Below are 19,699 nucleotides of genomic sequence, written 5' to 3'. Positions count from 1 at the left end.
TCAAAGCGGCTTTTCCATAAAGATGGAGGAGGCCGCATCGGGGTAATCCCCAAACGGACCGCAGCGGGTGAACCCGTGGCGTTCATACACACGGTGCGCGGCGTGGAGGAGGTTTCCTGTCTCCAGCCGCAACCATTCTAGCTTTTCGTCCCGTGCTTCGTCTTCGATCTGCCGAAGAAGAGCAGAGGCTACGCCTTTGCCGCGGGCCTCTGATGACGTGAACATCGACTTCACCTCACCATATCCCTCTTTGATAGATAGCGCCCCTGTGCCGACAATTGTGTCGCCGATCCGCGCCGTAAAAAATCGGATCGACGGAACACAAAGCTCATCGATATCGAGGAAAAAGTTATCCTCTGGTGGGAACAACTCCTCCATCAGGGCGTGCGACTGTTTGAGCAGCGCACTCGCCTGTGGGTCTTTGGGGCTATTCCGTTCGACGATGATCATGCGGACAGCGCTGCCTCAATCGCCGTACGGTCGAGACCTGCTTCGCCAATGACAACCAATCGGGTTTCACGAGCGCCCGAGAAAGGCTGATCGAAATAGGTTTCGATGCGCGGGCCGACGGCCTGAAGGGTCATGCGCATCGGTTTGCCTTCAACAGCGACGAACCCTTTGAGACGCAGGATGTCGTGCGCTTTGATCACGTCCACGACCTGTGCCGCAAAGGCCTTTGCGTCGGTCACTTCTGGCAGGGTGACAACGAAGGATTCGAACTCGTCATGGCCGTGCTCATGTTCGTGGTCGTGATCATCATGGTCGTCATCGTGATCGTCGTCATCATGGTGGTGATGATGGTGGTGAATTTCATGACGCGCTTCGAGGTCGGATTCAGCGCCGATCCCCTGACCGAGCAAAATATCGACGGGGAGTGCACCCATAGTCGCTTTGACAACTTGAACACCATCGCGGCTCTCTGACTTGAGCTGAGCGGTGAGCGCATCAACCTCTTCTGCGGACAAAAGATCGGTCTTATTCACAACGATCATGTCAGCGCAGGCGATCTGGTCTTCGAAGAGTTCAGACAGCGGTGTTTCGTGATCGAGGTTTTCGTCCAATTTGCGCTGGGCATCGACAGCTTCGACACTGTGCGCAAAACGACCTTCAGTGACGGCCTTGCCGTCGACTACGGTTACAACGCCGTCCACAGTCACTTTGGTCGAGATGCCGGGCCAGTTGAACGCACGTACCAAGGGCTGGGGCAGGGCGAGGCCAGAGGTTTCGATCACGATGTGGTCGGGTTTGTTGTCCCGTTCCAGCAGTTTTTCCATGGTCGGAATAAAATCATCGGCAACGGTGCAGCAAATGCAACCGTTCGACAGCTCCATGATGTCGTCTTCGGTGCAGGTTTCTTCGCCGCAGCCTTTGAGGATGTCACCGTCAACGCCCAAATCACCGAATTCGTTGATGATGAGAGCAATACGTTTGCCCTTGGCATTTTGCAGGATGTGGCGGATCAACGTGGTCTTACCAGCACCTAGAAAGCCGGTGACGACGGTTGCGGGAATCTTGGCAGGCATGGCGGGCTCCGTTATGGGTCGCGTATATTTGGCCCGAATGGGCGGGAAAGGAAAGGCGATGGCGGATCGCATCACCATTTGTGAAAGTTGCCAATCCGGCGGTGCGTCCAAAGGGGCCGCGTTGGCGGATCAGCTGCGGTCTATGGTGCAGGCCGAGGTCGCAACAACAGACTGCATGATCGTCTGTGGCAAACCTGTCACCGTTTCATTTCGTTCAACGGGTAAGGCCGCGTATCTGTTCTCTGGCGTTGATCCTGACTCGCAGGCCGAAGAGATCGCAGAGTTCGCCCGACTTTATGCAGAGGCCGAGGATGGCATCGTGAATGATGTCAGGTCCATCGGCCAACTGCGGTTCTGTTTGATCGGACGTATTCCCGCCTAATCGCGTTCCCAGAGGGCGCCCGCGAAATAGCCGAGCGATAGCCAAGCGATTGCTGCGACCCCGAGGCTGCGGGCAACAAACAGTGACCCGAGTTCAGGCGGCGCATAGCCATAGTAGGTATCCAAGTGCGGCGCGCCGATGAGATGGGGCAGCGCGATCAGGATAACTGCGAGGGCATAGTGGGCATTCATCTTCCCAAACGCGAAAAGACCGAGACCCGTCGCCGTTGCAGCAACCGTGGCAAGCCACCAGTATTGACGAATATCCAAATCTGCGCTCGCTGTGCCAGGGAGCTCAGGCGGTAGGCCAAACGCTGGCGCAAGGTTCATTGCGAAAAATCCGCAAAGCCCCCAAACCAATCCAGCGCGAGCAGAAATTTTCACGCCCCGCTTTGATACGATTGCGAACAGCGCGACCATAATAAAGGCGAGGCCCGTATATGTCACAAGGTTGCTTGCGAAGGTCGAAAAGTGCCGTGGCAACTCTGCCCAGACATCTGGACGGCCGGCAGGCGACATGGGGCCGAGGTCAGTAAAGTGAACCCGATCACCAAATTCATAAAGTTCACCTTCCATCATCACAGGGACGACAAAGGTAAATTGTAGAAGGGCTGCGAGAGCCCCCGCAGCCAGACCAGCGAACAACGCGCTGGTTAAAATCTTTTTGCTCATTGGATCAGCAGCGCTGCCTTAGTGGCAGGGGAAGCCGATCGAGTGACGCGAGTCGTGCGTCAGATCGTGCGCGGTAGCCGAGTGGCTCAGGCCAGCTGCGAAAACGAGGCCGAGGCCGAGGATTGCAGCAGCAGCGATGGACATCACTTCAGAGTTGATGCGCGCGATAGCGAAAACTTTGGTCATATTTCTTCTCCTGTTCCGTCACACCCGACGGATGGTTTCTAACTTTGCTCGGTCGGTCTCCTGGCTCGCGGGTCGCTGCGTTTCCCCTACCTTCCCGGTTTCCCAGTGGTTTTTAGGGGCACGCTCGCCGCATACAGTCGCGGGGGCGGCTGCGGAATTGGCCCTCCGGATGGGATCCGGCCTTACCGCATTCCCGGTTATCCTCTGACGCTTTGCGTACGTGGTGAGGCACCGAACATCTCTTTGTGCGATTTTGAAGGCCCCCTCGTCAAGGCGGATTCGCGACATGTTGGATGGTCCAAACGTCGCGATCTCAAGTGGTATAGGCCTGTGAGCTTTCGATATTTTGTGGATAACTCGCCCAAATCCGCCACATGCTGGGTGGTTTCGTTGACTCTAGAGGGCAAGGGTCGCCAAACTACGAAACGTTCAGAATCATATGAGTTTTCCGCGTGAAGTTTACCAAGCTGCGTCTCAATGGCTTTAAGAGCTTTGTTGATCCGACCGATCTTATCATTGCGGACGGTCTAACAGGCGTTGTTGGGCCGAACGGTTGCGGTAAATCTAACCTGCTTGAGGCCTTGCGTTGGGTTATGGGTGAAAACCGTCCGACCGCCATGCGGGGCGGCGGGATGGAAGACGTGATTTTCGCGGGGGCTGCGACGCGGCCCGCTCGAAACTTTGCCGAAGTGTCGCTGGTGATCGATAACGCAGAGCGGTTGGCGCCAGCGGCGTTTAATGATGCGGATAACCTAGAGATTGTTCGTCGGATTACCCGCGATATCGGCTCTGCCTATAAGGTCGGCACCAAAGACGTTCGCGCTCGCGATGTGCAGATGCTTTTTGCAGACGCGTCGACGGGGGCTCATTCCCCTGCCTTGGTTCGCCAAGGGCAGATTTCAGAACTGATCAACGCGAAACCCAAGGCACGCCGTCGTATCCTCGAAGAAGCGGCAGGCATTTCTGGGCTTTATCAACGTCGCCACGAGGCCGAGTTAAAGCTGAAGGCCGCAGAGGCGAACCTCGAACGCGTTGATGATGTGATTGAGCAATTGTCGAACCAGTTACAGCAATTGGCGCGTCAGGCACGTCAGGCGGCGCGCTACCGTGAAATCGGTGAGAAGCTACGTCAGTCCGAAGGCATGTTGCTCTATCGCCGCTGGAAGGAAGCCGAAGAAGCTCGCATGAAAGCGGTGGAGGTTTTGCGAGAGCGGACCGTTGAGGCGTCTCAGGCCGAAGGGAACGCGCGTTCTGCAGGGAAATTGCGCACAGAAAAAGAGGATGCGCTGCCAGCCCTACGCGAAGAAGAAGCCATCGCATCAGCGGTGTTGCAACGCCTTCAGGTTCAGCGCGATGCGCTAAAGGATCAAGAGGCGCGGGCGCTTGAAACAATACAGACGCTAAAAAACCGCATCGATCAATTGGCGCGGGATATCGAACGCGAGGCGGGCCTGAATAAGGACGCGGGCGAAACGATTGAACGGCTCGAATGGGAGCAGCGTGAAATCGCGAAAGCTGGGCAGGGTCATGAAGGCCGCCTTGAGGCTGCGCAGGCCGCTGCGCGTGATGCCGCGGCGACCTTGCAGGATCGCGAAACGATGATGTCTGAGCAGACAGAGGATGTGGCCCGTTTGGCGGCTCGTCACCAGTCTGCGCAGCGTTTGATTGAAGACAGCCGCAAAACTTTGGCAAAGGCAGAAGAAGACGCAACTCGTGCCCGCACGGCCATGGCTGACGCTGAGGCTGCATTGGAAAAAGCCGAAGCTGATTTCGAAATGGCACAAGAGGCCGAAGAGATTGCCCGCGCGACGGCTGAACATGCCGAAGAAACGCTGATTGAGGCCGAAGCTGCCCGTGCAGATGGTCAATCGCATGAGGTTGATGCACGGGCCTTGCGGTCGGCGGCTGAGGGTGAGGCTAATGCGCTGCGTGCCGAAGTGGCGGCATTGTCGAAATTGGTCGAACGTGACGCGAAAGAGGGTGGTCAGATCCTCGATCTGTTAGCGGTGAAGTCGGGCTATGAAAAGGCGCTGGGTGCAGCATTGGCGGACGACCTGCGCGCGCCTTCGGTTGGTGCTGATGCTAAATCTGGCTGGGCGGCTTTGCCTGCATACGCGACGCCGCAATCTTTACCGTCAGGTGTGGAGCCTTTGACGTCCTACGTTGATGTCCCTGACGTTCTGGTCCGCCGCATGGGGCAGGTCGGTCTGGTCGATGCGGCAGATGGTGCGCGGCTCCAAGTCGATCTGCAGCCTGGGCAACGACTGGTCAGCGTTGAAGGCGATCTTTGGCGTTGGGATGGGTTCCGCGCTGGGGCCGAAGATGCCCCTTCGGCGGCGGCATTGCGTCTGCAGCAGATCAACCGATTGAATGAGTTGCGTGCGGATTTGGAGGTTGCGACTGAGCGTGCAGATGCCGCGCGTGTCGCCCACGAAGACGTGACAATGCGGCTCGAGAAGCTGACGCAAGCGGACCAAATGGCGCGCACCGCGCGTCGTGCCGCAGATCAACAGGTTGCGGATGCCGCTCGTGCCCTGTCGCGTGCTGAAGCGGAGCGCAACCTGTCCGAGGGGAAACGGGAAAGTTCTGGCCTTGCTCTGCGTCGCCATGAAGAAGAAGCGATGGCTTCGCGCAAGGCGCTGTCAGAGGCCGAGGCGACCGCTCGGGCTTTGCCAGATTTGGCGGATGCGAGAGCAGCGGTTGAGGACGTCAAGATGACCGTCGAAGCCGCCCGCATGATGATGATGACCAAACGCGCGGCGTTTGATGAAGTGCGGCGTGAAGGTGAAGCGCGTCTAAAGCGATCTCAGGAAATCACCAAAGAGATCAGTGGATGGCGCCACCGTTTGGATACGGCGACGAAACGGACGTCCGAATTGGAAGAGCGCAAGGCGGAGAGCGAAGAGGCGCTCTATGAGGCCAATGAGGCGCCAGAGGAAATTGCTGCCAAGCGCGATGAACTCGCCCACGCAATCGAAGAAGCAGAGGAGCGCCGAAAAGGGGCTGCAGACAATCTAGCAGAGGCTGAGACCGCACTTCGTGACGCGCAAATGGCTGAACGGGATTGTGAACGTCTGGCATCTGAGGCGCGCGAGGCCCGCGCCCGCGCTGAGGCCCGAAACGAGGCCGCTCGCGAAACTGTAGCTTACGCGGCCGAACGGATCATGGAAGCGCAGGAAACGACGCCTGATAAGCTCCTCGATGCGCTGGACGTTGATCCAGATAAGATGCCACCTGCCGAAGAAATCGAAGTTCAGGTGAATAGTTATAAACGTCAGCGCGACGCGCTGGGCGCTGTTAACCTTAGGGCCGAAGAAGACGCGGTTGAGGTTCAAACGGAATACGACAAACTCACTGGCGACAAAGTGGATTTGGAAGAAGCGATCAAAGCCCTGCGGCAGGGGATCTTTGGTCTGAACCGCGAGGGTCGCGAACGCCTTTTGACTGCCTTCGAGCAGGTGAATGAGAACTTCGGCATGCTGTTCACCCACCTGTTTGGTGGTGGCGAGGCAAAGCTGGTTCTAGTTGAGTCTGATGACCCGCTCGAAGCTGGTCTAGAGATCATGTGCCAGCCACCCGGTAAAAAGCTGTCGACGCTTTCCCTGTTGTCGGGTGGTGAGCAAACCTTGACCGCGATGGCGCTGATCTTTGCGGTGTTCCTCGCGAACCCCGCGCCGATCTGTGTTCTCGACGAAGTTGACGCGCCATTGGACGATGCCAACGTGACGCGGTTCTGTGACCTCTTGGATGAAATGACACGCCAGACGAACACGCGTTTCTTGATCATCACGCACCACGCGGTGACGATGGCGCGGATGGACCGTTTGTTCGGCGTTACAATGCAGGAACAAGGGGTTAGCCAGTTAGTCAGTGTCGATCTGAAAAAGGCTGAAGCTATGGTTGCCTAAAGGCAGCGACCTTGGCTGGCAGGTCTAAGTTTGCCTCAATGAGCAAGTTTTCCTCGGCCAATTTCAGGGCGAGCCACGGCTTTATCGTCATCACCTGATCGTAGAATGCGGCGATTTCTTCGACACTAGCGCCGTCAAGGTGACTCTTCATTTCCTGATTGCCGCGATACCCACCGTATTCGAGCCGATAGGGGAGGCGCGCAATCCAATCAGCGCGATTTTGGGCATGGAAATGTAGTAGTTTGATATCATCGTTAAATGGGATGCCGCGCAATTGCTCGCCATTCACCCAAGCCCCATGAATTCTCGGTTCAAGATCATCGCGCCCTGTTCGGAAGAATGACTTTCCAGCGACATGGCTCAACGCGCCCTTGCGGAGGGCGGGGGCAAACTGCCGAAACGACTGCCGCCAGCGTTGGCGCAGATCTTTGCCTTTGAGCGGTGCGCGGAACAGGTTCGCATCGAAAACAGGAAGCCCTTTAGGGGAATGGACGGCCTCCCATGGGCGCATGCGGACCATGCAATCGGATGCTGTACCCAGCACAGAGCCAATCAATTCGTCGGTATAGATAAACTCGTCCACGTCGATATGCGCGAGCCATTCCAATGGCGCGGCGTCGTAGACCCGCTTCATATTCGCGGCTTGGCGGGGCTGGTGCGCGTCAGGGCGCGAACCGAGGAGGTTAATCCAATACGCCTCGTCGCATCGGATAATTGTCAGCTGTGGATGACCCTCAAACGCAGTGGCGGCTGGGTCGTCTGGATCATCGAAGTGGAGCCAAATATGCGCAACCCCGATGGACAAGTGATAGGCGATAAAGGCCTCCACCTCGCCCAGTGGGGCCTTTATCGTAGTGCATATTCCCCAGTTAGCCATCGATTAGAGGCGGTTCAACAGATCGCGCGTTGGCCAAGCGTCAGCTGGCAAACCGAGCCGTTCTTGCTCTGTCTGAACGGCTTCGCGGGTCATTTCACCGATGATCCCATCGACACCGCCTACATCGTAGCCGCGGGCTTCCAGTCGACGCTGCAGGGTCATGATTTCTTCGCCGCTCAGCGCAGGGTCGGGGTTTCCTGCGTTATAGGCTGGAGCCCCTTCTAGGCGGGTTGCAAAATAAGCTGCGGTGGTCACGTAGACCATCGATTTGTTCCATTCGAAATAGACATGGAAATTCGGATAGGCGAGGAAGGCTGGACCTTTACGGCCCATTGGTAAGAGGATCGAAGCAGGCAAATTGGCGATGGACCCGCTGCGAGCTTGAACGCCCAAATTCGCCCAGTCGCGTCCTGACATTTCGTGATTCAGGCCCGTGAGCGACCAATCTAGGTCCGCGGGAACGGTGACTTCTTGTAGCCATGGTTCATTGGCGCGCCAGCCGAGCGACGACAGCATCGCAGCACCAGACATTAGTGCATCAGGCGAAGATCCTTTGAGGTCTACGTGACCGTCCCCATCGCCATCGCGACCGTTTTCAAGAATGTCTTTGGGTAGCATCTGCACCTGCCCGATTTCACCAGCCCAAGCGCCTCTGGTGTTCGTCGGGCTAAAATCTCCGCGTTCAAAAAGGGTGAGAGCTGCAAAGATTTGCGGACGGAACAGTTCTGGTCGGCGACAGTCGTGAGAAAGAGTCACAAGCGCATTGAGAGTGTTAAAATCGCCTTGGACCTGACCGAAATCGGTTTCAAACGCCCAAAACGCCAAGAGAACCCCGCGATTGATGCCATATTCGCGTTCTATGCGGTCGAAAACGGAATCGAAGCGGTCTGAATAGATCGCGCCGTTGTTGACCCGATTTTGGGAAATGAGACTGCGCGAGAAGTCGATAAAGTCCTTCTGGAAAACACCTTGCCGACGGTCAGCCCGAAGAACGGCATCGTCTTGGGTTGCGTTCGCAAAGAACTGATCGACCGTTCCGCGATCATGTCCGCTCGCAACGGCTTCTTGTTTGAGACCCTCGACGAAATTCGCAAAAGAACCGCCGCAAGTCGTGGCCTGTGCCGAAGTTGCGCAAAGGGCGGCGATGAAAGGCAAAACAAAACGCATGGGACCTCCGACAGTTTGGCGAGAGGGTATCAGTCGGATCGGCGCATGCAACCTTAGATAAAAGTGATGCCCAAAATCACGACAAATGCGATGCCCCACGCCCGCCAGAGTTCACGCACGGCACGGTCCACGTCTTCGGCGGTGGCGTCTTTCCGTCCGTCTGCATTGACCCACGGATAATCGCGCATTTCGCCGTGGTATGCGCGTGGACCTGAAAGGGCGATCCCGAGGACACGAGAAAGGGCTGCCTCTGGCCATCCAGCGTTCGGGCTACGGTGCAATCCCGCATCCTTACGGATCGGTGAGAATTGCCATAGGTTCGGTTTGAGTGCGACGAACAGGATTGCCGTCAGACGGGCTGGAATGAGGTTCAGGAGGTCATCGAACCGCGCTGCAGCCCATCCGAACTGTTCATGGCGCGGGGTTCGGTATCCGATCATGCTGTCTGCGGTGTTCGTGATCTTGTAGATCAAAAGGCCGGGCAGCCCGCCCACCGCAAACCAGAACAACGGAGCCAGCACGCCGTCGCTAAAATTTTCGGCAGCGCTTTCGATTGCTGCGCGAGCGACTGCGGGTTCGTCGAGTTCGGCGGTGTCACGCCCCACGATCATGGCAACAGAGGCACGGCCTGCCTCAACTGAGGTACGAAGTGCTTTGGCTACGTCAGCAACGTGTTCCACTAACGACTTTTGCGCGAGGAGCATTGCGCCGATGATCGCTTCGGCCCAGAAGCCAGGTAAATCCTGAAGGCCCATGCCCAATAGTGCGAACATCACGACGAGAATGGCGAAGGACGCGATGCCTTTGTCTTTGCGATGCGTGCCTTTGTTGAACGACGTGTCGATGAAACTGACGCATTTCCCCATCAGAACCGCAGGATGCGGAAAGCGCGACCAGAGCCACTTTGGCTCTCCGAAAATCGCGTCCAACACCATGGCCAACAGAACGCTCATAGCGCGGCCTCTAGTTGATCCCATTGGTCGGGCGCAGGAAGACCAAGACGGATCCACGTTTTCGAATAGGGGAAAATGCGTGACCAGACATGGTTTTGGGCCAAACGATTTTGCCAATGTGCGGCATCATCGACATTGTAGAGTCTAAAGAGTGGCGTTCCGCCGACCAGCTTTGCTCCTTTGCGTAGCATCAGATCGTCCAGACGTTGCGCGTCTTTGTCCAATCTATTTCGTGTATCTGCGGCCCATGCGGTGTCTCGCAAAGCTCTCGCACCAATCTCGAGAGCGGGGCCATTCACGGACCACGGTTCTTGTAGCGCTTTCATTCGATCGATGAACGACGGGGCAGCGATCATGAACCCCAAGCGTAGTCCCGCGAGGCCCCAGAATTTGCCAAAGCTCTTGAGAATGACAATTCCCTCGTCTGCGGCGCGGGCGATATGGGATTGTTCGGGCCAAACGTCACAAAAGCTTTCGTCAATGACGGTCAGAGAGCGGTCACCGAAAACGTCGCTTGACCAAAGTTTGCCATCGGGATTGTTCGGGTGAACATAAACGTGGCTGGCCGCGGTTGTCATATCGCAATGACCAAGTTTACCTGCTGCCTCAAATGCGGCCGCATGTTCGTTGTAAGTGGGCGTTGGAATGTAGGTGTTGTCGTGATCAGAAAGACTGGGCATCCGAGTGATGAGCGCAGAGGCACCATTGGCGGGTAGGATCTCGGCACCATCGGGCACGTTCCAAAACTCACGTGCGCCAGATATGAGCCGATCCATAGCACCGCTGTCAGGAAGAGTATTCCACGCAACCGCCGAAATATCACGTACGGGGTAGGGGATGGGGTTTATCCCTGTCGACAGATCAACCCAGTCAGAGCGATGACCGCCCCATTTTGCGACAGCGGCATCGACGCCACCACCGTGATCGCGGGCCATCAGTTCTGCTCCGGCAATGGAATGTGGCGGGAGACAAAGTGTCCTTTGACGCCGATAGGCCACTGGCGGAAAGGAACTTGGCCCGTTTCGCTTTCTGAATGCATGACGGCGTAGTCGACGATTGCCTGAGCATCGGCCGGTGTCGCGTCAAACATGCCGAGGGAGTAGCTGATCTTCCCTGCGCCTTGAACGATCACGTTGCAGGCACGTTCACATCCCATTGTGCAGGTTACGCGGCGGGTGCTGATGCGAGCAGGTTGCGCAGCGGCTTCGATCAGTTCAGCAAAGGCTTCACCGTCTGTTTTGTCCGTGCTGCGCTCGCCCCAATCAGCGCGCTTGCACCCTGCACATATGGTAATCCAGCTGGTCATTGATCATCCTCTTGCTTCGCGCCTTTTGAACCCGATTGGGCGTCGCGAAACAAGAGTAGGACGTCAACTTCGTCTGCACAGGTCAGGACATGACCAAGATGCCACTATCCGCGTCCATGTGGTGCGTTCCAGTCCAGATCGGGCCCGACGGGGACAATGCGGTGCGGGTTAATCGTGTCGTGGCTGTAGTGATAGTGGTGGCTGATGTGGTCGAAATGGGTCGTCTCTGCCACGCCTTCGATCTGGTAGAGCTCGCGGGTGTAGGCCCAGAGGTTCGGATACTCGATCAGTTTACGACGATTACATTTGAAGTGGCCATGATAGACAACGTCGAACCGAACGAGCGTCGTCCAGAGGCGCCAATCGGCTTCGGTCAGGGTGTCGCCTGTCAAATAACGGTTGTTCGATAGGATGCCTTCGAGCCAATCGAGGCTGTCGAACAAAGGGCCTACGGCTTCTTCATACGCGGATTGGCTGGTGGCAAAGCCTGATTTGTAGACGCCGTTGTTCACCGTGTCGTAAATGCGTTCGTTCAACGCCTCGATCTGGTCGCGAAGGCTTTCGGGCCAGTAGTCGTCCGTGTTTCCAGTGATGTCATTGAATGCGGAATTGAGCATCCGGATGATCTCTGAACTTTCGTTAGAAACAATCGTCTGACGTTCTTTGTCCCAGAGGATTGGCACCGTTACCCGACCAGAGATCGTCGGGTCTGTGCGGGTGTAGATGTCGCGCAGAAACGGCAAGCCAAAGAGGGTATCGCCTGTTGCTCCGTTAAAATCGGTTTCAAATGTCCAGCCATCGCTCAGCATGTGAGGGTGCACGACAGAGACGCTGATGTGGTCGGTCAGGCCCTTAATAGCACGGAACACGAGCGTGCGGTGCGCCCAAGGACAGGCGAAGGACACGTAGAGGTGATAGCGACCGCTTTCGGCTTTGAACCCACCTTCGCCAGTTGGTCCAGCCGATCCATCAGCCGTAATCCAGTTTCGAAAGGCAGCCGTCGTGCGCACGAATTTACCGCCCGTCGATTCGGTATCGTACCATTCGTCGCGCCATGTGCCGTTGTCGAGAAAACCCATCCTATGCCCTTTCGTGTTTCGACTAAGAGATAGGCAAATGGCCTACGCAGGCAATCGAACTGTTCGAACATGTCCTTTGCGTTACTGCACAGGTCGTTTTCGATCTACCCTGCGACGTTTAACCGTTTGCCCACTTTGCCCTACCCCTGTAGGAAGTCCCGAGACGAAGCCTAAACTAGGCCAGAGCGGTTGGTGGTGCGGCGGTTGACCTGAATTGGGACCAAAGCTCACGTCGTCCGATCCCCGCACTTTCGCGGTCCTCTGGTCTTTATCTGAACGGAGGTCACGCCATGCGCAGCGCGCTTACTCTTATCCTTTTGCTGACGGCAAATGCCGCCTCGGCCCATGTTGGCCATTTGGGTGAGTTGGCTGGGCATGATCATTGGGTGGCGGGTGCTGCACTAGGTCTGGCGATCCTTTTGGGGCTTCGCGAGGCTTTGAAAGCTCGCAAAGACGACGCTGAAAAAGCGTCTCAAGAGGCTGACGAAGAAGCCGAAGAAGAAATCGAAGGCGATGAGGTGCCAGCATGAAAACGGGTGTGATGATCTGCGGCCACGGTTCGCGGAGCCAGTCGGCAGTTGATGAGTTCAAAGTGCTGGCCGAGAAATTGCCCGCCTATCTGCCGTCGGACTGGATGGTTGATTACGGCTACCTCGAATTTGCGAACCCTGTGATCCGCGATGGTCTCGATAATCTTCGGAACGCTGGCTGCGAACGTATTCTCGCTGTTCCGGGTATGCTCTTTGCGGCGATGCACTCTAAGAACGACATTCCCACCGTGCTGAACACCTACGCGGCCAAGCACGGTATCGACGTGAAATATGGTCGTGAATTGGGCGTCGATCCCAAGATGATCGCGGCGGCGGCAGATCGCATTCAGACTGCCGTTGACGCTGCCAACGCGGACCTTGGTGATGTGCCGATGCACGAAACCTGCTTGGTCGTGATTGGGCGCGGTGCATCTGACCCCGATGCGAACAGCAACGTGTCCAAGATCGCACGAATGCTTTGGGAAGGTATGGGATTTGGTTGGTGTGAGGTCGGGTATTCTGGCGTCACATTCCCGCTGGTCGAACCAGCCCTGCAGCACGTCGCAAAGCTAGGCTACAAGCGCGTTGTCGTGTTCCCGTACTTCTTGTTCACGGGCATTCTGATCGACCGCATTTACGGCTTTACCGATCAGGTTGCGGCTGAACACACCGACATCCAGTTCGTCAAAGCAGGCTATCTGAATGATCACCCAAAGGTTCTCGAAACCTTTGCGGAGCGTATCAAAGAGCAGACAGGCAGCGTTCCTGTTCCGAACTGTGGTATCTGCCCGTTCCGCGCGCAGGTGCTCGCGGTTGAGGACGGTGAGGCGAGCCAGATTTCCCCAGAAGAACGTCGCGCGGCACTCGAGGCGAGCGGTCATCCTGCCTACGGCGAAGTTCCTCCTCCGACCTGCGTATTGTGCAAATACCGCACCGAAGTGATCGGCTTTGAGGCCGAAGTGGGTGCCGTGCAAGAAAGCCATCATCACCACGTCGAGGGCCAAGGGGCGAGCGCACTGGGTTCCAACGTTGCGGACTGTTCGCTGTGCGATACCTTCTGTACAGGCCTGTGCCGTCTGCAAGGACACACCCATCACGACCACGGTCATCACCACCATCACCATGATCATCATCACCACCATGATCACGATCATCACCATGGGCACCACCACCATCACGATGATGGGCATCATCACCATCATGACCACGATCACCACCATCATGGGCATGATCACGGGCACGACCATCACCATGCTCCTTATCCGCACGCCGATCACCCCTTGGGTCCAAAGAGCGCGCTGAAATCAAAGAAGCCCTGACTATCACACCCGCCCCACCCCTCTGATCTAGGCGTCGGGGCGGCCGCTGCCCTGACAGGGAACCGACATATGCGCCCATACGAAAAAGACCCATCCGCGATTTACGCGCAGAGCTTTGCCACTGTGCGCAAAGAGGCGCGCCTCGACCGATTTCCGCAGGACATGCAGCCGTTGGTGACGCGGTTGATCCATTCCTGTGGCATGGTCGAAATCGCAGATCGTCTTGCGTTTACTCCGTCTGTGTATTCCGTGGGTCATGCGGCGCTTCAGTCGGGCAAGCCGATCCTGTGTGATTGCGAGATGGTTGGCGCTGGGATCATCCGTCGCTATCTGCCCGCACAGAACGACGTGATCGTGACGCTTAACGATCCCCGGACTCCTGAATTGGCCCAAGAGATTCGGAACACCCGCAGTGCCGCTGCGGTTCGCCTCTGGGAACCTCATATCGAGGGCGCCGTGGTCGCCGTCGGCAATGCGCCGACTGCGCTTTTTCATCTTCTTGAACTGATCGATGAGGGTTTTCCAAAACCTGCTGTCATCCTAGGCTTCCCCGTTGGCTTCATTGGCGCTGCTGAGTCAAAAGCAGAACTCGCTGCTAATTCTCGTGGCATTGATTTTGTTGCCCTTAAGGGCCGCAAAGGCGGATCTGCGATGGCATCCGCTGCGGTCAACGCCCTCGCCGCAGGTTTGCCCGAGGAACGGACATGACCGCTTGGCTCAACATTGTTGGGATCGGTGAAGACGGGATGGATGGTCTAACGCCTGTCACCCGTGCGACTGTGGAGCAGGCTGACGTCGTGATTGGCGGTGAACGTCATCATGGGCTGACCCCTAACCTCAAGGCAGAGCGGATAGCGTGGCCGTCTCCGTTTGACGCGTTGATCGACACTATTCGCACACATCGCGGTAAGAAGGTCGTTGTTTTGGCGACGGGTGATCCGCTTTGGTATTCGGTGGGGCCAAAAATTGCGAAGTCTTTCGAAGCGGAAGAGGTGGTTTTTCACCCTCAGCTTTCCGCATTTCAATGGCTCGCCGTTCGGATGGGGTGGAGCCTTGCCGACCTCGAAACGCTGACCGTCCACGGGCGACCTGTTCAACAGATGATCCCGTTCATTCGCCCGAATGGACGTTTGCTGCTGTTAACGACGGGTGCGCAAACGCCTTCGGAAGTTGCGGAAATTTTGACAGCGCGTGGCTATGGTCCGTCTCGGATCACGGTGTTCGGTGCGCTGGGCGGTGATCGGGAAACGCGATTTGACGGGATTGCCTCTGAATGGAATCATGTTGTGCCTGACTTCAACAGTATGGCTGTTGAGTGCATTGCGGGCGAGGGCGCGCAAGTGTTGCCGCTGATGGGGCTGCCTGATGATGCGTTCGCCTCTGACGGAACAATGACGAAACAAGAAGTCCGGGCAATCACCTTGGCCAAACTCATGCCGATGCGCGGTGCGGTCCTTTGGGACGTCGGCTGCGGAAGCGGGTCGGTGGCGATCGAATGGATGCGTGGCGCGCGGGATGCTGTGGCATTTGGGGTTGAACCTCGGGCGGATCGCATCGCCCTCGCGACCCAGAATGCATTGGCGTTGGGTGCACCGCGAATGACCCTAATTGAGGGCCGCGCGCCTGAATGTTTGGCTGGATTGCCGACACCAGACGCGGTTTTTGTCGGCGGTGGCTTGACGGAAACGACGTTTCAGATCGCGTGGGACGCATTGTCCAACTACGGTCGTTTCGTTGCAAACGCCGTCACCCTCGAAACCGAAGCCGTATTGCGCGACCTACATTCGAAATTTGGCGGGCAATTGATCCGCCTCTCGGTTGAACGAGCAGAGCCAGTCGGCCGCCTAACGGGCTGGCGACCGGCAATGACCGTGACCCAATGGAGTATCGTTAAATCATGACCGGAACTCTCTACGGTGTTGGCCTCGGGCCGGGCGCGCCCGACTTGATAACCTTGCGCGCCTCCCGCTTGATCGAAGGGGCAAAGGTTGTCGCCTATCCTGCGCTTGTTGGTGGCGAGAGCTTCGCGCGCTCGATCGCTGCTGGTTTGATTTCAGCGGATGCAAAAGAAATCGTCATGGAAGTCCCTATGACGACCGAACGGGGCCCTGCGCAAGCGGCCTACGACGTAGGCGCCGCGCAGATTGCGGAGGCGTTGGAGGCTGGGCAGGACGTTGTCGTTCTCTGTGAAGGCGATCCGTTTTTCTACGGCTCTTTCATGTATCTCTACGCTCGCTTGTCCGACAGATTTAAATGCGAAGTCGTTCCCGGTGTGACGTCGATCACTGCATGTGCCTCTGTCGCCGGTCGGCCCTTGGTTGCCCGCAATGAACGCCTAACCGTGCTGCCTGGTCCGCTACCCGAAGATGAACTTCGTTCGCGAATTGCTGGCGCAGAAAGTGTGGCGATTATGAAAGTTGGCCGTCACTTGGCCAAAATTCGTGCGGTAATTAGTGATTTGGGGCTGGTCGAACATGCCACCTACATTGAACGCGCGACCTTACAAAATCAAGTCGTCCTTCCGCTCCGCGATGCGCCGGAAAATGCGCCTTACTTCTCAATGATACTTCTGACAAAGGGAGCCGACCCGTGGCTGTAAAACCTGTTGTGATGGCGCTTTCGCGCTCTGGTGAGGCCGTGGCGCATAAAGTGGCCGCTGCCTTGGGTTTGGCCGTCCATGGTCGCGAAGGCCGTGTCGACCAAGCGGATGCGTATTTCGGAAATGCGTTGGATCATGCACGTGATTTGTTCGCTGCGGGTGTTCCGATCATTGGTGTCTGTGCCTCTGGTATTTTGATCCGTGCTGTTGCTCCGCTCCTGTCGGATAAGCGCAGCGAACCCCCCGTCCTTTCAGTTAGCGATGACGGTTCTGTCGTGATTCCGTTGTTGGGTGGTCATCGTGGCGCGAACCGTCTGGCGCAAGAGATTGCGACTGTTCTGGAGGCCAAAGCTGCCGTTACCACCGCAGGTGACGTTGCGATCGGTGTTGCGCTTGACGCGCCGCCCGCTGGCTATCGTCTGGCCAACCCGCTGGACGCCAAAGACGCGATGGCGGCTATTCTGGCAGGCGAAGGGATTTCGCTGACTGGCGAGAACATTTTCGACCTCGAAGCCAATGGGGGTGCGGTCAATCTCGTCGTGTCTGAGGCACCTGTGGAAGGAAACGCGAAAACGCTGGTTTACCATCCTCAGACCTATGTCGTCGGGGTCGGGTGCGCGCGCAATGCCGATGCTGAAGAACTTTGGTCTCTTGTGACGACGACCCTGCAAAACGCAGGTATCGCACAGGGTGCGGTGGCCTGCGTCGCGACCATTGACCTCAAAGGTGATGAGCCTGCGATGAACACAGTGGCCAAACGTCTTGGAGTGCCGTTGCGTTTGTTCACAGCGGAAGAGCTCGAAGCACAGAAGATCGCGAACCCGTCTGATGTCGTATTCGCCGAAGTCGGCTGCCACGGCGTGTCCGAAGGTGCAGCTCTGGCGGCATCTGATGGTAAGCTGGTTGTTGAAAAAACAAAGACCGCAAATACGACTTGTGCGATTGCACGCGCAGATGCGCCGATCACCGAAATGAAGGGTCGTTCCCGTGGTCGTCTATCGGTCGTTGGCATTGGGCCTGGTCAGGCGACATGGCGGACGCCAGAAGTATCCAAATTAGTCGCAGAGGCCGATGAACTTGTTGGTTATGGATTGTATATTGATCTTCTCGGCCCGCTCGCACATGGAAAAATTCGCAGCGATTTCCCGCTCGGCGGTGAAGAGGATCGTTGCCGTTATGCGCTAGAACGCGCTGGCGAAGGGCGCAACGTTGCTTTGGTTTGTTCGGGCGATGCGGGCATCTATGCGATGGGTGCGCTGACGTTCGAATTGCTGGACCGTTCGCCAGAAGCTCTCGGCGTGTCTGATGCTGCACGTCGTGTTGATGTCGTCTGTTCGCCGGGTGTTTCTGCGCTTCAGGGTGCGGCAGCTCGGGCTGGTGCGCCGCTGGGTCATGACTTCTGCACAATTTCGCTGTCTGACCTTCTGACACCGCGTGATGATATTATTCGCCGTCTCCACGCAGCTGCCGAGGGCGACTTTGTCATCGCGTTCTACAACCCCGTTTCGAAAACACGCCGCACATTGTTGGCTGAAGCACGTGATATCCTGCTGCAGCACCGCCCTGCGGATACGCCTGTGATGCTGGCGTCCTCGCTTGGCCGTCCAGAAGAATATGTTCGCTATCGCCGTCTTGCCGACATTGAGGTGGATGAAGTCGATATGCTGACCGTTGTTCTGGTTGGTTCGTCGAATAGCCGTCTGGCTCAACTGGGCGAAGGCCCACGTATGTTCACGCCCCGTGGGTATGCTCGCAAAATTGATGGCGACCTGAGCGGTGAAAGGAATTCCAAATGACCGTATTTTTCATTGGTGCTGGACCGGGCGATCCAGAACTGCTCACGATCAAAGCGCAGCGTTTGATTGGCGAATGCCCAGTATGTCTTTATGCGGGTTCGCTGGTCCCTGAGCAAGTCGTCGCCTGTGCGCCTGAAGGTGCGCGTGTCATGGATACCGCGCCGATGACGCTGGATGAAACGCACGCAGAGATTCTGGCCGCTCATCAGCGTGGAGAGAATGTCGCGCGCGTCCACTCTGGTGATCCGTCTCTTTACGGGGCGATTGCTGAACAGATCCGTCGTCTGAAGGCTGACAATATCGACTATCAGATCGTGCCCGGTGTGCCTGCCTATGCCGCCGCTGCTGCTGCACTTGGCCAAGAACTGACGATCCCTGAGCTTGCGCAGTCGATCGTTCTCACGCGCATGTCGATGAAGTCGACGTCGATGCCTGCGGGCGAAACGCTGGAGAACTTTGCAAAGACGGGTGCGACGCTTGCGATCCACCTTGGCATTCGTGCGCTTCGTGAAATCGAACGCCAGCTCGCGCCCTATTACGGCGCCGATTGTCCCGTTGCGGTTGTGTATCGCGTTGGTTGGCCAGACCAGATGATCATCCGTGGAACGATCTCTGACATCCATGCCAAAGTGCGCGATGCCAAGATCACGCGGACGGCTCTGATCCTTGCTGGACCTGCCCTTGGTGGGGGGCATGGGTTCCCTGACTCGGCCCTTTATGACGCGGCGCGTCCGCACGTTCTACGGCCCAAAGCGAAGGCGTAACGCGACGTTTCCTGTGGAAATTTTGCAACAGGCACAAATGGATAGGTTGATTTGCTTTTTATTAAGCTCATCATCCTATGCATGTCTGGAGGAGACGCCCATGTCCGAATTTCTACCCGAAGCCGTTCGCCAAGGTCTTGAAGATGCTCGCCGCGCCGCATTGTTGCGGTCATCGCGCCTCTGTGTTCATGACGGTGATGACGTCTATCGTATCCTTCGCATGTGGGACACTGGCTTTGCTATGGATGCTAAAGACGCGCCAAAGTTGCGTGGTCACGTCAAGATCTATGACGGCCCCAAGTATATGTACCAAGCCCTAGTGGTCACGTCGCGTGAAGAAGAAGGCGAACGTGTGTTCGACTTTAAATGGCATCAGGCTGCCGCGGACGGCCCCGCTGCCGATTTCGTACGCGCTCGTGAGCTGCCCGCTGGATATCTCACCAGCAGCTAAACTGGAGGTGCAGAGCTGGGGCGAGGTGCCCTTACCCCAGCTTTCCGAATCGTTACTGCAGATCTGAGAACGCTGTTTTGAGCCGCTCGACGGCGTCTTGAATTCGCGACCGCGGTGTCGCTAGGTTGAAGCGTAGGAAGTTTTCACCGCCTATGCCAAAGCTTGGTCCATGGTTCGGTGCGATTTTG

The 19,699-nt window shown here is 57.0% G+C and carries 20 protein-coding genes and 1 riboswitch; of the genes, 10 read left to right on the top strand and 10 right to left on the bottom strand.

Annotated elements, in window-relative coordinates:
* Positions 1-450, bottom strand: coding sequence for a GNAT family N-acetyltransferase (locus AC1QQ2_RS10825; RefSeq protein WP_479713149.1), 450 nt, complete (start codon positions 448-450; stop codon positions 1-3).
* Positions 447-1,523 (bottom strand): cobalamin biosynthesis protein CobW, encoded by a 1,077-nt coding sequence (cobW, locus tag AC1QQ2_RS10820; protein ID WP_479713148.1) that lies wholly within the window; start codon positions 1,521-1,523, stop codon positions 447-449. Before cobW ends, AC1QQ2_RS10825 begins: the two co-directional genes overlap by 4 nt.
* 13 nt (positions 1,524-1,536) lie before the next feature.
* On the opposite strand from cobW, the gene AC1QQ2_RS10815 reads away from it, so the two are divergent.
* Positions 1,537-1,905 (top strand): DUF1636 family protein, encoded by a 369-nt coding sequence (locus AC1QQ2_RS10815; RefSeq protein WP_479713147.1) that lies wholly within the window; start codon positions 1,537-1,539, stop codon positions 1,903-1,905.
* Here the strand turns inward: AC1QQ2_RS10815 and AC1QQ2_RS10810 are convergent.
* Entirely contained in the window at positions 1,902-2,576 is a 675-nt protein-coding gene (locus AC1QQ2_RS10810) for a CbtA family protein (RefSeq protein WP_105234038.1), read from the bottom strand. The two genes, AC1QQ2_RS10815 and AC1QQ2_RS10810, sit on opposite strands and share 4 nt — an antisense overlap.
* Positions 2,577-2,594: 18 nt before the next feature.
* Entirely contained in the window at positions 2,595-2,762 is a 168-nt protein-coding gene (locus tag AC1QQ2_RS10805; RefSeq protein WP_067552109.1) for a CbtB domain-containing protein, read from the bottom strand.
* A gap of 33 nt (positions 2,763-2,795) precedes the next feature.
* Positions 2,796-3,013: riboswitch (cobalamin riboswitch) on the bottom strand.
* A gap of 201 nt (positions 3,014-3,214) precedes the next feature.
* Here AC1QQ2_RS10805 and smc point away from each other — a divergent pair.
* Entirely contained in the window at positions 3,215-6,670 is a 3,456-nt protein-coding gene (gene smc / locus AC1QQ2_RS10800; RefSeq protein ID WP_479713146.1) for a chromosome segregation protein SMC, read from the top strand.
* On the opposite strand, the gene AC1QQ2_RS10795 is transcribed toward smc, so the two are convergent.
* From AC1QQ2_RS10795 to AC1QQ2_RS10770, 6 genes are all read right to left on the bottom strand, one after another.
* Positions 6,657-7,547 carry a glycosyltransferase family 2 protein gene (locus AC1QQ2_RS10795; RefSeq protein ID WP_479713145.1) on the bottom strand — a complete coding sequence of 297 codons (891 nt, stop codon included), beginning with the start codon at positions 7,545-7,547 and terminating at the stop codon, positions 6,657-6,659. The genes smc and AC1QQ2_RS10795 overlap by 14 nt on opposite strands.
* Positions 7,548-7,550: 3 nt before the next feature.
* Positions 7,551-8,714 (bottom strand): lytic murein transglycosylase, encoded by a 1,164-nt coding sequence (locus AC1QQ2_RS10790; RefSeq protein ID WP_479713144.1) that lies wholly within the window; start codon positions 8,712-8,714, stop codon positions 7,551-7,553.
* A 53-nt stretch (positions 8,715-8,767) separates the two neighbouring features.
* Positions 8,768-9,667: an adenosylcobinamide-phosphate synthase CbiB gene (cbiB, locus tag AC1QQ2_RS10785; protein ID WP_479713143.1), complete on the bottom strand. Its 900-nt coding sequence runs from the start codon at positions 9,665-9,667 to the stop codon at positions 8,768-8,770.
* Positions 9,664-10,602 carry a threonine-phosphate decarboxylase gene (locus AC1QQ2_RS10780; protein WP_479713142.1) on the bottom strand — a complete coding sequence of 313 codons (939 nt, stop codon included), beginning with the start codon at positions 10,600-10,602 and terminating at the stop codon, positions 9,664-9,666. Before AC1QQ2_RS10780 ends, cbiB begins: the two co-directional genes overlap by 4 nt.
* On the bottom strand, positions 10,602-10,973 hold the full coding sequence (locus tag AC1QQ2_RS10775) for a DUF1636 family protein (protein ID WP_479713141.1): 372 nt from the start codon (positions 10,971-10,973) through the stop codon (positions 10,602-10,604). The genes AC1QQ2_RS10780 and AC1QQ2_RS10775 overlap by 1 nt, the downstream gene beginning before the upstream one ends.
* Positions 10,974-11,077: 104 nt before the next feature.
* Positions 11,078-12,052 (bottom strand): glutathione S-transferase family protein, encoded by a 975-nt coding sequence (locus tag AC1QQ2_RS10770; RefSeq protein WP_479713140.1) that lies wholly within the window; start codon positions 12,050-12,052, stop codon positions 11,078-11,080.
* Between the two features lie 290 nt (positions 12,053-12,342).
* On the opposite strand from AC1QQ2_RS10770, the gene AC1QQ2_RS10765 reads away from it, so the two are divergent.
* The 8 genes from AC1QQ2_RS10765 to AC1QQ2_RS10730 all read left to right on the top strand — a co-directional run bounded on the left by AC1QQ2_RS10765 (position 12,343) and on the right by AC1QQ2_RS10730 (position 19,511).
* A complete protein-coding gene (locus AC1QQ2_RS10765; RefSeq protein WP_479713139.1) occupies positions 12,343-12,582 on the top strand; it encodes a DUF6732 family protein in 240 nt (79 codons plus the stop codon).
* A complete protein-coding gene (locus AC1QQ2_RS10760; RefSeq protein WP_479713138.1) occupies positions 12,579-13,901 on the top strand; it encodes a sirohydrochlorin chelatase in 1,323 nt (440 codons plus the stop codon). The genes AC1QQ2_RS10765 and AC1QQ2_RS10760 overlap by 4 nt, the downstream gene beginning before the upstream one ends.
* Before the next feature lie 69 nt (positions 13,902-13,970).
* On the top strand, positions 13,971-14,609 hold the full coding sequence (locus AC1QQ2_RS10755) for a precorrin-8X methylmutase (RefSeq protein WP_479713137.1): 639 nt from the start codon (positions 13,971-13,973) through the stop codon (positions 14,607-14,609).
* Positions 14,606-15,802 (top strand): precorrin-6y C5,15-methyltransferase (decarboxylating) subunit CbiE, encoded by a 1,197-nt coding sequence (gene cbiE, locus AC1QQ2_RS10750; protein ID WP_479713136.1) that lies wholly within the window; start codon positions 14,606-14,608, stop codon positions 15,800-15,802. The genes AC1QQ2_RS10755 and cbiE overlap by 4 nt, the downstream gene beginning before the upstream one ends.
* Positions 15,799-16,500, top strand: a complete 702-nt coding sequence (cobI, locus tag AC1QQ2_RS10745) for a precorrin-2 C(20)-methyltransferase (RefSeq protein WP_479713135.1) — start codon at positions 15,799-15,801, stop codon at positions 16,498-16,500. The genes cbiE and cobI overlap by 4 nt, the downstream gene beginning before the upstream one ends.
* The gene (cobJ, locus tag AC1QQ2_RS10740) at positions 16,491-18,296 is read left to right on the top strand and encodes a precorrin-3B C(17)-methyltransferase (protein WP_479713134.1); all 1,806 of its coding nucleotides are present in this window, start codon (positions 16,491-16,493) and stop codon (positions 18,294-18,296) included. Before cobI ends, cobJ begins: the two co-directional genes overlap by 10 nt.
* Positions 18,293-19,060, top strand: coding sequence for a precorrin-4 C(11)-methyltransferase (gene cobM / locus AC1QQ2_RS10735; protein WP_438987444.1), 768 nt, complete (start codon positions 18,293-18,295; stop codon positions 19,058-19,060). Before cobJ ends, cobM begins: the two co-directional genes overlap by 4 nt.
* A 100-nt stretch (positions 19,061-19,160) precedes the next feature.
* On the top strand, positions 19,161-19,511 hold the full coding sequence (locus AC1QQ2_RS10730) for a hypothetical protein (RefSeq protein WP_067552149.1): 351 nt from the start codon (positions 19,161-19,163) through the stop codon (positions 19,509-19,511).
* Positions 19,512-19,699: the final 188 nt, after the last annotated feature.

Origin of the sequence: Aestuarium sp. (assembly GCF_023253315.1) — a bacterium.
In the GTDB taxonomy this organism is placed as follows: Bacteria; Pseudomonadota; Alphaproteobacteria; order Rhodobacterales; family Rhodobacteraceae; genus Marivivens; species Marivivens donghaensis.
This window is presented reverse-complemented; position numbering and strand designations above follow the sequence as displayed.

Coding starts and splice junctions, on each gene's coding strand:
- AC1QQ2_RS10755 (WP_479713137.1), top strand. CDS start 13,971: ATGCGCCCATACGAAAAAGACCCATCCGCGATTTACGCGCAGAGCTTT.
- AC1QQ2_RS10775 (WP_479713141.1), bottom strand. CDS start 10,973: ATGACCAGCTGGATTACCATATGTGCAGGGTGCAAGCGCGCTGATTGG.
- AC1QQ2_RS10770 (WP_479713140.1), bottom strand. CDS start 12,052: ATGGGTTTTCTCGACAACGGCACATGGCGCGACGAATGGTACGATACC.
- cobM (WP_438987444.1), top strand. CDS start 18,293: ATGACCGTATTTTTCATTGGTGCTGGACCGGGCGATCCAGAACTGCTC.
- AC1QQ2_RS10780 (WP_479713142.1), bottom strand. CDS start 10,602: ATGGCCCGCGATCACGGTGGTGGCGTCGATGCCGCTGTCGCAAAATGG.
- AC1QQ2_RS10765 (WP_479713139.1), top strand. CDS start 12,343: ATGCGCAGCGCGCTTACTCTTATCCTTTTGCTGACGGCAAATGCCGCC.
- AC1QQ2_RS10825 (WP_479713149.1), bottom strand. CDS start 450: ATGATCATCGTCGAACGGAATAGCCCCAAAGACCCACAGGCGAGTGCG.
- cobW (WP_479713148.1), bottom strand. CDS start 1,523: ATGCCTGCCAAGATTCCCGCAACCGTCGTCACCGGCTTTCTAGGTGCT.
- AC1QQ2_RS10795 (WP_479713145.1), bottom strand. CDS start 7,547: ATGGCTAACTGGGGAATATGCACTACGATAAAGGCCCCACTGGGCGAG.
- cobI (WP_479713135.1), top strand. CDS start 15,799: ATGACCGGAACTCTCTACGGTGTTGGCCTCGGGCCGGGCGCGCCCGAC.
- AC1QQ2_RS10815 (WP_479713147.1), top strand. CDS start 1,537: ATGGGTCGCGTATATTTGGCCCGAATGGGCGGGAAAGGAAAGGCGATG.
- cbiE (WP_479713136.1), top strand. CDS start 14,606: ATGACCGCTTGGCTCAACATTGTTGGGATCGGTGAAGACGGGATGGAT.
- AC1QQ2_RS10790 (WP_479713144.1), bottom strand. CDS start 8,714: ATGCGTTTTGTTTTGCCTTTCATCGCCGCCCTTTGCGCAACTTCGGCA.
- AC1QQ2_RS10805 (WP_067552109.1), bottom strand. CDS start 2,762: ATGACCAAAGTTTTCGCTATCGCGCGCATCAACTCTGAAGTGATGTCC.
- AC1QQ2_RS10730 (WP_067552149.1), top strand. CDS start 19,161: ATGTCCGAATTTCTACCCGAAGCCGTTCGCCAAGGTCTTGAAGATGCT.
- cbiB (WP_479713143.1), bottom strand. CDS start 9,667: ATGAGCGTTCTGTTGGCCATGGTGTTGGACGCGATTTTCGGAGAGCCA.
- AC1QQ2_RS10810 (WP_105234038.1), bottom strand. CDS start 2,576: ATGAGCAAAAAGATTTTAACCAGCGCGTTGTTCGCTGGTCTGGCTGCG.
- AC1QQ2_RS10760 (WP_479713138.1), top strand. CDS start 12,579: ATGAAAACGGGTGTGATGATCTGCGGCCACGGTTCGCGGAGCCAGTCG.